Source organism: Patescibacteria group bacterium, assembly GCA_035549555.1.
GTDB lineage: Bacteria > Patescibacteriota > Microgenomatia > UBA8517 > UBA8517 > Co84-156.
In genome coordinates, this window is record DASZQR010000010.1 from 667,670 (window position 1) to 683,616 (window position 15,947).

The window sequence follows — 15,947 nt, forward strand, 5'->3', positions numbered from 1 at the left end:
TAATTAAATAGTAATTCTTTTGCGCCCAATAGAAGTTCTGCGCTTAATTACTTGGCGTCCGCTTTTAGTTTTATTGCGAGCCCTAAATCCATGAACGCGTTTCCTGTGAATTTTGCTTGGTTGATATGTTCTCTTCGTTGCCATACGAAAATTATATCAAAATATTTCTCTTTTTGCTAATATAATTTCCCCCTTGACCATTTGTGGATAACTCGTTAAAAGAAGTGGACAAGTATGAAGCAGGATAAAGTTCAAATCTGGCATGATGTTTTAGAATCTGTAAAAGTTTCAGTCTCCGCTGCAATCTTTTCAACTTGGATCTCTCAAACTGAATTAGGCAGTTTAAAAAAAGTAAATGACACTCGTTATCTTGCAACAATAGTTTGTAATTCTTATTTTGTTAAGCAAACAATTCAGGAAAGATATTTCGGCCTTCTTCAAGACTCTCTAATGAAAGCAGTTGATGCACCAGTCGATTTAGAATTCACAGTTGGAGCAGTCGCCTCAGTCGCTCCAAAAAAAGAAATTCCAATCGCGCCTCTTTTTGCCGAAGATGACAAAGATGAAGATCTAACTCAAAAACTAGTTTCAAGTAATATTCGTTTAGGTTTCACTTTCGAAAACTTCGCTGTCTCAGGAAGCAATCAAATGGCCTACGCCGCAGCCCAAAGCATTGCAGCAACTCCTGGTATTGCATACAACCCGCTTTTTATTTGGGGAGGAGTTGGAGTAGGCAAAACCCATTTAATGCAAGCAGTTGGATTTAAAATGATTAAATCAAATCCAAATGCAAAAGTATTATTGTGTTCTGCAGAAGAATTCACAAATGAAGTAGTGCAGGGAATTAGAAATAAAACAACGCAAGCAGTAAGAGATAAATACAGAAAGCTTCAAGGCTTGTTTGTTGACGATATTCAGTTTATAAGCGGCAAAGAAGGTGTCCAGGAAGAGTTCTTCCACACCTTTAATGCTGTAGTCGGTTCTGGTGGGCAAATTATATTAACTTCAGATACAGAACCTTCAAAAATTAAAAATCTCGAAGACAGATTAAAAAGCAGATTTGAAGCGGGCTTAACTGTTGATATAGGAAAAGCTGACTTCGAATTAAAATGTGCCATCATTCAAATTAAAGGAAAAGAAAAGGGAATTGAACTACCAATAGAACTTGTAAGTATTATTGCAGGCAATATCGAAGGGGCAAGACAAATTCAAGGTTTTCTGACTCGCCTCTTTTCAGAAAGTAAGATAAAAAATATTCCCATCGACGAAAATCTCGTAAAATCATTATTAAGTAAAGGAGGGGATGGTATAGAAAATTTAACTCCAAAAGAAAAAGTAAGCCCAGAAAAAGTTTTTGATGCAGTCTCAACTCATTTTTCTGTAAGCAAGAAAGCTTTATTAAGTCATGTCCGTTCTCAATCAGTCGCGCGTCCAAGGCAAATATTAATGTATCTTCTCAGGATTGAATTAGGTTTGCCTTTTGATGAAATCGGCCAAACAATTGGCGGCCGCGATCATAGCACTGTCATGCACGCTGTGGAAAAAGTAACTTCTCTAGCTTCAAGCGATGCCAAAACTCGTGAGGATATCATGGGGATAAAACAGATCCTTTGAGGTTGTCCTGTGGACAAACGCCAACAATTATCCACTTATCCACCATGAAAACTGCGTTATCCACAAAACTATCCACACCTCACCCGAAATTCACCTCAAAGCTATTATCCACATACCCACATTACTACTACTGCTTCTACTATTTAATTATATAAACTAACACTTTATTGACTAAAACTTATAAATTGCTATTATGTGGATTAAATGAAAGTCCAAGTACTTCAGGAAGATCTGAATAATAACTTACAAACAGCAATACGATTTATAGCGTCACGTACAACTCTCCCAATTCTTAGTAATTTCTTATTAGAAACAGATAAAACAAAACTAAAAATCTCAGCAACCAATCTTGAAATGTCAATTTCAACTTCGATTGGCGCTAAAGTCGAAGAGGAAGGAAATATTACAATTCCGGCAAAATATTTTGAGGAAATCATTTCTAATTTAAATAAAGGCCAAATAGATTTAATTGCACAAAATGAAAAAATGGAAATAGTTTCCCAAAATTCAGAAATTAATTTACCAGTAACACCTTCAAACGATTTTCCTAAAATCCCAAATGAAATAGATGATAAAAAAAGTTTTACTTTAGTTTTTGATGAATTAAAAGCTGCCTTAACTAAAATTCTTTTTGCAGTTGGAGCGGATGTTGCTCGCCCAGTTCTAACTGGTGTGTTATTTATATTTGAAAGTTCGAAATTAACTCTAGTAGCATCAGATGGCTTCCGTTTATCAAAAACCACAGTCAATTTATCCAAGGAAATATCCCTAAAGCCGGTTATAATTCCCAAAAACTCTCTTCTTGAGCTTTTAAAAATAGGAAACAATGCCAAAGAGATTTTAATTGAATCTAAAGAAACAGAAAATCAGCTTGTTATAAAAATAAACGATGTCTTTTTTACGACCCGTTTAATTGATGGTAACTTTCCTGATTTTGGAAAAATTATTCCCGTTTCATCAACTACTCTTGTAAGTGTTGATAAAAATGATCTTATTAAAAGTGTAAAGCTAGCAAGTATTTTTGCTAAAGACGTTGGCAATTTAATCAAAATGACCATAGGTCATCCTGAGCGAAATTCTGATGGAGTCGAAGGGTCTCTCACAGTAACAAGCGAAGGAAAGGCTGGCAATGAAAAAGGGAGTATTGAAGCAGAGATAAAAGGCCCGTCGCTTGAAGTCTTGTTTAATTATAAATTTGTAGAAGATTTCCTGAATAATGCAGAAGGGGATAGTGTTGAAATGAAATTAACAGATGCAGTTTCTCCTGTAATTTTTGTAGACAGTAAAAACGAAAACTTTCTTCATTTAATTATGCCAGTTAGAGTCCAAAGCTAATAATTTATTTACTAGGAACTACCCTGTAAGTATGTGTTGAAGGGTCAACTCCGTTTGTGCTTACCCATGTTTTTACTTGCGAAATTGCATCTTGTGAACTAATAGCACTTTTAAGATCTATTTCCAGTGTAAGTGGTGCACTGTAAACTACTTTAAAATCAGCAGTTTCGTAAGGTGTAAGTGATGCAAGGGGATAATCTTTATTAAGATCTGACTGTAATTGTTGTAATTGCCGCGGATCGTTTTGGTCTTGAGCTGTTTTAAAATTTAATATTCCAATAGAGACTCCGCTTTGATTAATTGAGAGTTGATATGATGTGTTTTCTTGAAGATAAAGTGTATGGTTAATTGTAATTGTGGCTGGTGAATTTTGAGAAATACTCCAGTTTTCGTTTGGAGTTGATGTAACACCAATCAAAGCAGGATTTATATTTTGATTAAAAGTTATTGTAATTGGATCAAAAACATTAACATTACTTGCTTGGTTGGAAGGTACTGAGCTTGTTATAGTAAGCGGTCCTTGAATTTGGTTTTTTTGAGTTGAAGTCAGAAAAGAAATAATTATAATAACTATAAAAATTACAACTCCAGCAATTATTATTTTCCATTTTCTACTCATATTCTATTGTTTTCTTAAATATCCAGTAATTTGTGATAACGCAAAACATCCATGAGCAACTCTCACCGCTCCAGGTCCAATATAATTAGCATCAGCACAGCTAATTAATGCTCCGTCAACTGATTCTACCACGCCAATATGCCCTGCTGTTCCAGAACTGCAATTTGGAGTTCCATCAATTATAAAAAAATCTCCTGCAGCAATTCCTGCGGTTCCGTGTATTGCTGTATAACCGCTTGGTGGTGTATAAAGATAACCGCAAGCTTTTGGGTGATTAAGTAAAAAGTTTTGACTATAAGCATAAGCGGCGCTTGCTGCAACCAGAGCTGTACATTGAAGATTAAAATTATTTGCAGTAACATCGTGAATTGGTTTTACTACAGGAGCTGGTAATGAACTTACAAAACCGCTCCAATTTGTGGATGTAAACATAGTCGAATTTAGAGGATTTAAATTAGATTGAATCAGGGCATCAACTATACAAACTGCAGCAGCAGCTGGATTTCCTGGAATAGAAGCAGTATCGCATGGCTCACTAATATTAACTCCTCCGCCTGTTCCTAGCGAAAAACCAGTCCCTTGAGGTACCACATAGGCTCCGCTATTTATAATAAATAAAATTAAAGCAACAATAACTGGAATTCCAATTAAAGCAGCAATAAATGGCCCAATAATTGCCGTCGCAAACGCTGTTCCAAGTGCTGCAATTCCTCCAGTAACTGTCGCTACAGCTCCTTCTATTGTTCCAGCTGTTAATCCTCCTGCAAGTCCTGCCCCAACTACTGCCCCTCCCAAAACTCCGAATCCTCCAAAAACAACTCCTCCAACTAATGCACCAATTCCGGCAAAAATAGGAACAATATATTTCTTAATTAAAGGTAGAATTTTACTAACCAAAAATCCTGTAATTAAAGCTCCAAGAGGTGTTGCAATAAATCCGGCAAGTGCGCCTAATGCTCCGGTGGCAGCTGTAGCAGCCCCAGCTGCAGTGGTTGCGGTAGCGGCTGCAGCTCCAGTTCCTGCAACTGCTAGTTCTGTTCCGCCAACTGCCGTAGCAGCAACTACTCCACCTTCTGCTCCAAGGCTTGCTGCAGTTGTTAATCCTTCAGCAAAAATTCCCGTTCCAAGCTCTGCTACACCACTTTCAGCGAGAGCTGCAACTGCTTGAGGAGCTCCCAAATAAAAAGTTGTTGCTCCTTCAGCAAGAAGTGTTGCTCCAGCCTGTCCTCCTGTAATAATAAAAACAGGTACCCCTTGCGCCCCTCCAAGTGATATGTACCCAGCAAGTTGTCCTACAACTCCTTCGCTTATCGTTACTCCTGTTGCACCAGGTAATGCAAAACTAGTTGATGGAAGCATTGCGTTTGAGATTTGCAGAAGTCGGGGATTAAAAACTTGTGTTGCTATTGCATTACTACTTGCTTCAGCTACAATTGACGATGCAATTGTAAATCCTGCATAAGATCCAATACTTGCATCAAAAATAAAAGGAATAATTTCAGGCTGCGCTAGTTGTATTGCAGTTTCAGCAGAAGTAATAATAGTTTCTTGGTTCCTAAAAAACTTTTGATATAAATCATATGCTTTATTAAAATCAAACTCATAACCTTTTTTATTTTCTTCTTCTTCAACTTCTTGAAATTTTTCAAGAGGATCTCCTCTCAAAGCAGTTATTATGTTTTTGTCATATTCTGCTGACAATCCATTTTCAATAAAATCTTCTTCAGTAGCAGCTCTTATTCTTAATTTCTCCATTTTCGCAGCTATAATTTGTGCATCTGGAATATTTTGATAGATAGACGATTTAGGGTCGGTTGCAGGTCCTAATATGGCAACTGGGTTAGCTGGTTTTTGTATTTGTGAAAGCAATACTTGTCTGTCTTCTATTGTTTTTCCTTCAACCTGCTTTGCTAAAGGTTCTAATTTTTCTGCATTGTCGCGAGAAATTTCTGTTGAAATCTGATTAACTTGTTTGGGAGTCAAATTTTTTACCAGCCCTGAATTTCTTAAGTTACTCGCAATTTTAGTTGCCTTATCTTCAATAAATTGTTCTCTGCTAGTTTGTAATTCTTGAAGATCGTTATCTAAAATTCTTACTTCTTCTTTATTTAAAACAACAGGCACAGTTTTTTGTTCTGGCGCTACAATAATTGGCTCAGCAAGCCTTACTCTTGCGACTACCTCATCGTTATCAATTTTTCTTCCCTCCTTAATAACTTCATCAACTAATTTATCTACTTTTTCTTGAGCTTCTGCTGTTAATTTTTCGCTTGCAGAACTAGTAACAGCCTGAATTATTTCCTCTCTTACTTCTTCTTTTGATTTAGGTTGATCTTCAAAAGCTTTTATTTTTCTTAAATCAGGAACAATTCCGCGATCAGTGTAATCATTTACAGCTTGTGTGATTCTTTCTTCTGTCTCTGCAGGAAGCACTTCATTTTTTACTGCAATACTTTTTCGCAGTTCTTCTGCAACTCTTGTTTTAAATTGAGGAGTTGTCTTATTTAAATTATTAATTCTTTGTTGAACTAACTCTTTTGCTTGTTCATTAGTTATTTTTTGTTGTTTTGCAGTTCGCTTTACAGTTTCCTGAATAAACCTTTGATCATCTTGACGGATCATTTGTCTGATTTGTGCTTCATCTTCAAGCTTCATTTGGTAAGCTTTTGCTTCCTCTTGTCTTTCAAAGCTGCCAACAAACTCATCGTAAAGTCTCGCTTGTTCTTTTTTGTCAGCAATATATTTATCAAGAGCTGCAACCAAATCTTTTGAATTAAGTGGAACTGTTACGCTTGGTTGCGGGGGAGGAGCTACAGGTTTATTTTCTTCAGCAAGTTTTTCTCTATAAAGCTTATTTAATACAGAAATTGCTTTATTAATATCTTCTTGATTGGTTACATCTAAGATAAAATCAATAAGTTCATCTTTTTTTATCTTCCCATAAGATATTTCTTGAGGATGTTGTGTAAAGTATGAAAAAGATTCTAAAGCAAGTCCTAAATTCTCTGAATTAATAAGTTCAAGCGGAACCATACCATATTATACCTTCTTGTCTATTACTTCGCTCGGCTTTGTAGTTATAAGTTTATATTCTTCAGGTGATGCAACCACGCGAATTGGTGCATGGTGTGGTCCTGCAAAAAATATTCCTTCGCCAACGTTTGCTGCCATGAGAAGTTGCCTTTCTCCTTGTGAAAGATAAAACAAATCTCCAACTTTATCAATTGCAGCAGGGGATTGTTTCAATAAAACACGAAGCGATGAATTTGTAACAATAGCTTTTCCAATATCTTGTCCCAAAAAATCTTCCACATCTTGAGTTATTGTAGTAAGCCCCAAAAAATATTTACGTGCCCGCTTCACAACGCTCCATAAAAACTGTGCCGTATCTGGATATCTCATCATAATCCAGGCTTCATCAACAATTAATAAGCGTTTCTTTTTATCTTTTTTCACTTTTGTCCATATAAAGTCTAATATTATAAACATTGCAATCGGTCGAAGTACTTCCTGAAGGTCTTGAATAGAAAATACAGTAAAAGGGTTTGTAATATCAATATTTGTTTGTTGATCAAAAATTCCAACAAATGATCCTTTTACATATTTTTCAATTCGTGCAGCAAGGTCAAGTGCTTCAGGTACTTCCATTCCAATCAATGTTTTATAAAGATCCTCAATAAGCGGCGGCTCTTTAGTTTGTGTCCCAGGGTCTTGTGTAATCCCTTTAGAGCGGTATGTCATTACAAGAGCGCGGTCAAGCATGGCATCCTGTGTTGCATTTAGTTCTCCCATAATAACTCTGAAAAGTGAATGCAGCGAAAGTATTTTAAGTCCAAGTTGGTTTTCTCCCTCTTCATAAATCTGCGACAAATCAAAAGGATTAATTTTAGCAGGACTATTAAAAGAAAAAGAAATATATTCTCCGCCCACTGCATCAGTTAAAGGTTTATATTCCGCCTCAGGGTCAATAATGATTATTTCGCTTCCAAGCATTAAAGATCGTACACTTTCAAGTTTCACAAAGAAAGATTTTCCAGCTCCAGAAGTAGCAAAGATTGTCATATTATAATTTTCCAAACTAAAGCGATCAAAAATAATAAATGATTCATTTTGAGGATTTATTCCATAAAGAATTCCTGTATCAGAAGACAATTCTGCAGATGTAAAAGGAAATGTTGTGGCAAGAGAAGTTGTATCCATGTTTCTCGTTATTGAAAGTCTGTCAAATCCAATCGGTCCTGTAGACAAAAACCCTCTCTCCATATCAAGAGAAGCTTTTTTGCCTACAATCAAAAGTGATCCAAGCGTTGATTCTACTTGTTTTGTTACATGGTTAAGTTCTTCCAAGGTTGCAGCAGGAATAGTTATATAAAATGAAAACTCAAAAAATCTTTCAGCTCCTTTCACAAGCTGCTCCTGAAGCGCTCGCGCATCTTCTAGTTTTGCCTCAGTTGATGGATTAACTATTTTCCCGCGCTGTATATCAGTTGATATTTCAGCTTCCATTTCTGTAATTTTTCTTTTCAAATCATCAAGTACATCTTTGCCTTCAACTGGATAAATATAAAAAGAAATATCCATTGAATGATTAAAATTAATAACAGGTTCAAGCCATCCTGGAGTTACAAATCTCGGATACCCTCCCACAAAAAGAGTTCGAAGATAAGTGTCTCCAATTTTTACATAATCAAAATCAATCTCAAATTCTTTTGGAGCAATAATATCTTGAACGCTCATTTCACCTTTTGCATATTCAATTAATGGATTCGAAATCTGTGGTTTAGAGTTTTTCATTTGATTCCTTTATCAGTAATTGCTGGCGGCGTCGGATTATAAAATTCATAAAATAATTCTATTAATTGGTTTGTATTTAATTGTGTTAATTTTATAGAAAGTCTTCCAGCCTGTCTTGTTAAATGATCTCGTTTTGGATAAAGCGCCACTTGTGCTTTTTTCAAAATATAACTTTTAGGAAAGGGAAGTGGCCCTCGTTTTGTGACTGTCGAAAAAGATTGTTTAGCTCCAAGTTCCAGTGGAGAAAATGGTACAACGATAAAAAATCGCTTTCCTAAAACATTTTTCTTTTTAACAATCTCAGCAATAAAAGTCCTATAAGAGTTCATAACAACCTGTAGTTTAGGATTGGAAATCTTGTTAGCAGCTTCAGCTAAATAAGTTAAATAATTGCTTATATCTTTTCGCTGAGATCTAACAAGTATTTGTATTGAAAAAGAAAGTGAATTAAGAAGTGCAGCATATGAATAAACTACGGCTTGTTGTTCTTTTTCAGATAACAATCCAAAGTTAAGTGAAGTAGTTTCCATGACCAAAGCTGCTCCTCCATCTTTAAATAAAACTAAATCGTCAGTTATATCAGCAATTGGAAGTTCATCCTGTGTTGTAGAAATAAGCGGTAAATCAGGAAGATTCAAAAAAGGAATCTTTCCAATCATGTTTTTTGCATTATCAACTGTTTTGTTGGGAGTTTTTTGTATTGGTTGAGACTGATTTTGTTGATTGTTGTTTTGCATTTTAATTTATTGCTTTTGCTCGAATAGCAATTGGCTGAATAATACCTCCGTTTACTTCAAATTCAATCGGTTCAAAATTATATCCTTCTTTTTCAAGTACGATATTATATTTTCCGTTAATTAGCGGTGTAACAATCAAAAAGTGTCCTGCCTTATTTGTGCGAAGTGCTCGTACAGCTCGTCCTTCAGCATCCTTTATTTCAAGTATAGCCCCTTCAATTATATGACTTGTTGAATCCATCACTTGACCAGAAATTGTATTAGGGATTGTAGGCAAAGAAGGTGGTGCAGCGTTCACTGAAAAGCTAGCTTGTTGTGCATCGCCAACTGCACCCCCAATAAGTGTTGGGTTTACAGCAGTTTGAGTGATATCAATCTTTTCAACAGGTCTTTTAATTTCTTGTACTACAATTTTTGGTCTCTCTTCAATTGTTGGTTCAACAGATATTGGTCCGCTTGTTGGAACAACAACTTCCTTGGGTTGTTGTACGGACGGCGTAGCTTGTATTGGAGTTTCTCCGCCTTGAATGTGTTCTGTCAAAATATCTCCTGAGCTATTTGTGTTAAAGCTTGCTGTGACATTTATTCTTGAATTGTCAGTGTTTGCGTTTATCTGTGGAATTGTTTGCGTGTTTGTAGTTTGTGTTTGTGTTGAATCGCTCTGCGAAGCAGAATTAATAGGGTTAGGATTAAAGCTTGGGTGATTGATCACTGTTTCGTTATGTGTTTGTATTTCTTGTTTTGTTTCTATAGCTGGAGTAGCGGTTTGTGAAACAGTTGGATTAAAAACCCCCGCAAGTTTAGATAGATACGAGCTCTCAGATGAATCGAGTTTATTCAAAAATGGAATATTTGAAACAGGGTTTGTTTTTGTATTTTGGGTTGATGCTCCAGTATTTTCAGTCGCGCTCTCATCTGCAAAATATTTAACGTCCTGTTTTTTATCCCAATGAAATTGAGTAGGCGAGTATACAGATCTAAAAAAGGCAAATATCCATTGTTCAAGTGGACGTTCCTCAAGTGGTACAAAAGCAAGTGCGGCGCCAAGTCCGCAAGATATTAAAATTAATGGAAGTTTAATTATCCCTGGAAGCCCAGTTGCATAAAATAAAACTGCAACCAAGACTCCTCCTCCAATTTCCAAAAACTGCTTCAGCGTCATGTCCCCCACAAGGTGAAACTGATAGCTACTAATATTTTGTGGTACTGGATGCTGTTCCATTTTAAAAAACTATGCCTTACTTTAACTTTACTCTGTGAAGCAGTTTAAGCAACCATTATAGCATTTTCACGCACAAAACACTCCTTGTTTTTAAAGAATGAAAGTTTAATATGAAAATTATCTTTGTGTTTAAGGAAGTAGGGTGTAATTCCCTCGCAGTGCCGCTACCGTATAGTCGGAAAACTAACAAGGGTTTAATTCCGAGCAGATATGGTAGATCGTCAAGAAAAAATAAATTCTCAATTTGACTTCACAGAAACAAAAAAAGTATTTGATACTGCAATCTATAAAAAATATTCTTTAAAAAAACGCAGCTGGGTTATTGCCCACGATCTTGCCGGCCTTGTCATTGAAGCAGGAGACAGAAACTTAGAAGAAAGAATTAATCCTTGGTATATTGCTATCACTCAAGAAGGTAAAATTATTAATCTAACCTCTCGCGAAGAAGTAGCTGTCAATTTTGGTAACAACAATGAATTATCATCTGCCGAGACTGCAGGCGCAATAGATTTTTATTATCAAAAAGCTAAGCAAGCAAAAGAAAATGAATTTATTATTTCTTTTAGTCCTTCAGGAGGTAATTCTCCCTATAAAGAATCAAGAATTAATATTGCTAAAGTAAGACATCTTTTGGGTATGAAAGTGCTGGAGTGTTACGGAATCCCTTCGAAATTGTCTCCCCAGGATTTATTATTACTTGCTGATAAATTATTAATTAAAGAAGGTAAAGATTTGATTTTTAATCCGGATGATTTGCGCCAAGCTGCCTTTTTAACCTCCAATTTAGATTTTTTAGATCTTGATTCGAAAGCGTTAGAAGAAATAAAAAAAGGCGCCCCAAGAAAAATTAAAAGTAGGGCAGTATGGGATGCCTTGCCAATTGCAAAGCAAATGAGTATTGAATTGGAATTTGCAGTTCACGAAAGAGATTATATCCGCTCCGGGGCGGCAGCAGAAAGGTTAATGCAGGAAAAAGGCTGGAAAATAAACACTTATGCTTGCCCAGGTTCGCTAAATCAGGAGCTTGAGTTTCGCTTTGGAAATTATGTCATGGACGGCATGGGCAATTTTAGACAAGCAAATTTAGGCGAGAAAAAAGCCAAATACGTCAAAGAATGCCCATATTGTCACAAAGTTATTGAAAAAAAGATTGAGCCAGGGTATCAATGTTCCTGTGGCCAGGTCTTTGAAGGTGTATGTTAAATTTTAACGGTAAGATAGAAAATTAACTAAACTTTGCTGAAGATTCTGCTTTGTACCACTCTCCGGAAAACTTACAGTTGTTCCGTTAAATTCAATTTTGTTTTCAAACAACCTTAGATTAAACACGTCGACATCTATATTTTCATCCCAACTGTCATTAATACCTGTTCCTGTTGTAGTTGTTATGCGCTTAGTAAGTTTTTGCATTGCAAAAACTTCCAAATATGTCGTCTTTCTTAACGAATCAAGTGTATAATTTTCCAAAAACTCCTTAATTTTAATATAGTCTCTGTGTGGACTAAACAATTTATACCCTGCGCTTGTAATTATATAGTCTCTATTAAAAGCAATCCCGAATTCAACATCAGAAACACTGTCAGCGTCCGGAAAAACATCTTTCAGTTCGTGTAATAAATTATTTACACCAAGAATTTGGCATCGCTCTCTTAATATATTTAGTCTTTTAGTTAAAGAGTATTTTGCTTCAATTTCTCCTCTAAACATATCCTTTTCTTTCGATTTAGCATTTTCTGAAGAAGTTTTGTTTAAAGTCTTTAGTTCAGCAACTTGTTGTAACCAGTCTGGTGTATCTATATTACTTTTTTGTTTGATATTATCTTTTGGTTTCTTTCCAAAAAGTCTTTCTATAAATCTCATGATCAGAATTATAATCCCATAATAAAAACTAGTCAATTTTTGCCAAAAATGGTAAAATACACTTATGCCCGATGGAGTTTCTCCAGATACAAACATGACACCAGAAAATATGGGTTTCAATCCTGATTTTGGAAAAAGGCCTGAAATGCCAAGGCCCAGTGGTCATCATGTTTTTGAAAGAGGCGGAAGTGGAGCAGAATCTAAACAAGAATTTCCTCGCCCTTTTAGCGAAGTCCAAAATGAATTAAAAACTTTAATTAACAATCCTGATCCACAAAAAGAAAAAACATTAAAAACAGAAAGAGCTCGTATTATTCGTTCTGCACAAGAACAAGGCGTCTTTAAACAACTTAAAAACGCATTAATAGATATCCAACTGAATAATGACTATAAAACTGCATACGGGAAAATAAACGCACTCAATGTTGAAGAATTAGAAGACTTTGAAAAAGGAGTAGAAGGCTGGAATGACGCTTATGATGGGATTCTAAGTGAATATAGAGATGTTGCTGTTTTAAATATGGCATTAGCTCTTGGAAGAGCAGGAGGAGCACCAGAAAACAGCCCCAAAATAGCACCTTTAAAAAGAGAAATCGGCGTTAGAGGTTGGGGTTTGCCACCACAAGCATTAGAAAGTCAGGCAAAATCATATCTTAATGAAGAACTTAAAAAACAACAACCTCCGAAACCAGATACTCAAGAACAATTAATGCAACAAATGATTGCTTATATACAAATGTTGCAGCAAGGTGGAGCGACAGGGCTTACAGCCGAAGATATTGCTCGTGGCTTTGCCATGGCCTCTGGAGAAGGTTCGCCGGAACAACAACTTGAAATATATGAAACAGTAGAAAGAGGTGCATATGCCCCAGTAGATATGACATTAAAAGTTCCAGCATTTTTACTTATTGGACATAATAATCCGAAAGAAAGAGAAATAATAACTAAAGAATGGAAAGCTCGTGCCTCTATATGGTCTTTTGCAGCTTATAAAAGAGCAGCAGTTTCATACGATAAACTAACAGACAACCAACTAGGATATCAGCTAGAGAATTCGACATTAGAAAATGGAATGAAAATAAATGGAGTATTTAACGCAGCGGCACTATACTCCACAGTCATCTCAGATGATAAGAGTATCAGATTTATACATATTCCAAATAATGACATGAATAACCCTGGCGAAATAAGGAGTGTTTTTGATATTAAAACAAACGAACAGTTTGACTCTTTTAGAAAGGGTATGTGGCAATTCCTAATGGATAAAACAGGAGTGAACGAAGAAGATGCTAAAAAAGCAGAAGCTGTCGCTTGGAACCTTATATATGCTACAAGTGTTCTTGAAGAATATGATAGTGTATATAACTACGATAATGAAGGCCACGTTGTAAAAAGAAATGATCGAAATAAACCAATTCCAAATGCAGCACCAAGTCATTTTAAAAGTCCAGCAATGTGGATGGTTATGCATCCACAAGAAAGGCTTTTTGCCAAAGCGACTGGTGGTACCCCTGAAGCTATGGGGCAAGCAGGTGAATGGTCATTACAATATAAAAATGTTAAAAATATCGATAAATTTCCTGTAGTTCTCCCTCGAAAAACTATTGGAAACGCTTTAAAAGCTATAACATTCAAACCAACTTCTGAAATTGATGCATATGGAATAACTAAAGACAAAGACGGAAAAGTAAATCTGTTTGAAGTTCTACAACATGTAGGAAGAGAAATTTGGAGTAATGGCTCAGCTTCGGTCTCAGCAAACAATATTCCTTGGAAAGAAGTTGGGAATACTCCGTTTTCAGGATATTATTTAGAAGATCTTGGCTCCGCAAAAAAATTATACGACGTTATTATGAAAGGACAAGGATCAGGGATAAACGGACAAGAGTTAAGCAACGTTGTCAAAAAACTAAAATTAGATAACTCTATTAGAGAAAATATCCTTAAGCTGTGGTTTGGAATTAAAAACAAATCAAAAGGTTTTAACTTCATTCAAAACGACGCATTTGGGCTTAACTGGATGCAAGCTAAATCTGCCTTTACATCTCAACACCGCGATTATTTTAAATAATCAATCTTTTACATAATGCCAGTTGATCGAAGGAATTGTGCGACTGGATCAACATATTTTGGATCGCCTCCTGGCAACGATCTCTTATAAGTTTCATAACTTGCAGCACGAGATGCGAGTAGAGCTCGAACTGGACCGTGAGATTCTTTAACAGCACCTCCAACATCCACACCTTTACCTTTAATTATTCCTTCAACTACATCTGCAGCTTTTGGAATTAAAAATACAATTATAAAAGCTGCAAAAAAACCAATTATAGATGTACCAATAGGCATGCCAGGTAAATTAATCACACCAGACGTCCCATTTATATTAAGAGCAGAAATGGCATAAGTATTAAAAGGATTATTGGTAGGAAAAATCTGTGTAAGTGCACCAGCTGCCCATCCCCAAAAGAAATAGTGAGCCAAAAAAATCATGATTGTTACAGTTGGATAAACGGCTAAATTAGCAGCAAGTGTTCTAAACCAACTTATAAATCCACCACCAATATCTAAAGTGTCACCTAAAATCATAAACGGAGAAGCAATAATTAAAAGAACAGTAATAACAGAGGTTTTAACCAAAAGCCAAATTAAACGCAAAATAATCCACCCTACAAAAATAACTCCAACCAATACAATAATAATACCAACTGGTATACCTAATACACTTATACCACCAGAAATCACACCAGCACTTATTGCTCCTAACGTTAATAAAGCTCCGCCGCCTACTAATAGCACGATAAAAATTAACATCCCGATAAAAAGGCTTGTTAGTCCGTTAATAGAATTAAGCTGACCAAAAAGATATAGAACCGAACCTGTACTTAAGGTAGAACCTCCTATTTTTACCATAACAGCAAACGCTCCAATAACTACATACATTAAATCAATCAAAAAACCAGCGATTGCATAAGAAAAAGTGATTAAAATTAATGCAACGGCAATACGTGGTAATATTGATTGAATAGAAGCTGTAAGCTGAGGAGACAATTTTAATCTAAACATTATTGCAAAGGCAGCAATAATTATTATTACAACCATTAAAGAATAAGAAATATCCCTCACTACTTGCCACAAAGATTGAACAGGAGAAAGCGTTGCAAAACCAGCGCTTGTGCTTTGAGCATAAGCTGGAGATATTACATGTAAATTAGAAGCGATTTGCTTGGTATAATTTACTCCAGATGCAGGTTTAAAATTCATTAATGTTCCACCTAAATAAGATAAAGCGGTAAAAGTTCCACCTTTCATTCCAGTATTATTACTTGTTTGGTTGCTTGGTAATAATTTTGCTGCACAAGTACCTATCGACGAGACGTTTCCGTTTGAGCCAGAAGAAATGCAGCTACTAATATCAGATCCAATAATCACCGCAATTAATGAATTAATAATCCAGTTAACCTGTGCGTATGTGTATCTTTCTCCAAATATCTCATTTGGGTTAGAAGAGTCAAAAACTTTTGCAGACCACTGTCCAAAGTTCTGGTTATACCATGGCCCTGGAGTTGCAGACGTAGTATTGGTAGAAGATTCTGGTGCTGCTCCTTGCAGTGCTTGTCCTACTCCTTGTGTTCCCACCTGTGCTGGATTTGGTGTTTGTGCCATTGCAGCAGGAACAATGCTGAAAACCAAAACCAAACTTGTAATTATAGAAATTAAAAATTTTGAAATTAATTTAGTCATTTATTAAAGGTTCACAACAATTATA

At 35.8% G+C, this 15,947-nt stretch carries 12 protein-coding genes; 4 read left to right on the forward strand and 8 right to left on the reverse strand.

From position 1 onward, the window contains the following. Positions 1-3: 3 nt before the first annotated feature. Positions 4-144, reverse strand: a complete 141-nt coding sequence (gene rpmH, locus VG895_04520) for a 50S ribosomal protein L34 (protein HWA52293.1) — start codon at positions 142-144, stop codon at positions 4-6. Between the two features lie 90 nt (positions 145-234). On the opposite strand from rpmH, the gene dnaA reads away from it, so the two are divergent. Then, a complete protein-coding gene (gene dnaA / locus VG895_04525) occupies positions 235-1,614 on the forward strand; it encodes a chromosomal replication initiator protein DnaA (GenBank protein HWA52294.1) in 1,380 nt (459 codons plus the stop codon). 204 nt (positions 1,615-1,818) lie between these two features. Then, positions 1,819-2,949 carry a DNA polymerase III subunit beta gene (gene dnaN, locus VG895_04530; protein HWA52295.1) on the forward strand — a complete coding sequence of 377 codons (1,131 nt, stop codon included), beginning with the start codon at positions 1,819-1,821 and terminating at the stop codon, positions 2,947-2,949. Between the two features lie 4 nt (positions 2,950-2,953). Here the strand turns inward: dnaN and VG895_04535 are convergent, their stop codons facing one another. The 5 genes from VG895_04535 to VG895_04555 are packed head-to-tail and all read right to left on the reverse strand — an operon-like array spanning position 2,954 to position 10,321. Beyond that, positions 2,954-3,568, reverse strand: a complete 615-nt coding sequence (locus VG895_04535; GenBank protein ID HWA52296.1) for an Ig-like domain-containing protein — start codon at positions 3,566-3,568, stop codon at positions 2,954-2,956. A 3-nt stretch (positions 3,569-3,571) separates the two neighbouring features. Beyond that, positions 3,572-6,601 carry a hypothetical protein gene (locus VG895_04540; GenBank protein ID HWA52297.1) on the reverse strand — a complete coding sequence of 1,010 codons (3,030 nt, stop codon included), beginning with the start codon at positions 6,599-6,601 and terminating at the stop codon, positions 3,572-3,574. Between the two features lie 6 nt (positions 6,602-6,607). After that, entirely contained in the window at positions 6,608-8,362 is a 1,755-nt protein-coding gene (locus tag VG895_04545) for an ATP-binding protein (GenBank protein ID HWA52298.1), read from the reverse strand. Continuing rightward, positions 8,359-9,099 (reverse strand): hypothetical protein, encoded by a 741-nt coding sequence (locus VG895_04550; GenBank protein ID HWA52299.1) that lies wholly within the window; start codon positions 9,097-9,099, stop codon positions 8,359-8,361. The genes VG895_04545 and VG895_04550 overlap by 4 nt, the downstream gene beginning before the upstream one ends. A 1-nt stretch (position 9,100) precedes the next feature. Further along, positions 9,101-10,321 (reverse strand): PrgI family protein, encoded by a 1,221-nt coding sequence (locus VG895_04555; protein HWA52300.1) that lies wholly within the window; start codon positions 10,319-10,321, stop codon positions 9,101-9,103. A 210-nt stretch (positions 10,322-10,531) separates the two neighbouring features. Between VG895_04555 and VG895_04560 the strand changes: the two genes are divergently transcribed. Beyond that, positions 10,532-11,524 carry a hypothetical protein gene (locus VG895_04560; protein HWA52301.1) on the forward strand — a complete coding sequence of 331 codons (993 nt, stop codon included), beginning with the start codon at positions 10,532-10,534 and terminating at the stop codon, positions 11,522-11,524. A 3-nt stretch (positions 11,525-11,527) separates the two neighbouring features. On the opposite strand, the gene VG895_04565 is transcribed toward VG895_04560, so the two are convergent. Further along, positions 11,528-12,181: a hypothetical protein gene (locus tag VG895_04565; GenBank protein ID HWA52302.1), complete on the reverse strand. Its 654-nt coding sequence runs from the start codon at positions 12,179-12,181 to the stop codon at positions 11,528-11,530. Positions 12,182-12,245: 64 nt separating this feature from the next. Here VG895_04565 and VG895_04570 point away from each other — a divergent pair, with 64 nt between their 5' ends. After that, the gene (locus tag VG895_04570; GenBank protein HWA52303.1) at positions 12,246-14,252 is read left to right on the forward strand and encodes a hypothetical protein; all 2,007 of its coding nucleotides are present in this window, start codon (positions 12,246-12,248) and stop codon (positions 14,250-14,252) included. Between the two features lie 8 nt (positions 14,253-14,260). Here VG895_04570 and VG895_04575 read toward each other — a convergent pair whose 3' ends face one another. Beyond that, positions 14,261-15,922, reverse strand: a complete 1,662-nt coding sequence (locus VG895_04575) for a hypothetical protein (protein ID HWA52304.1) — start codon at positions 15,920-15,922, stop codon at positions 14,261-14,263. Positions 15,923-15,947: the final 25 nt, after the last annotated feature.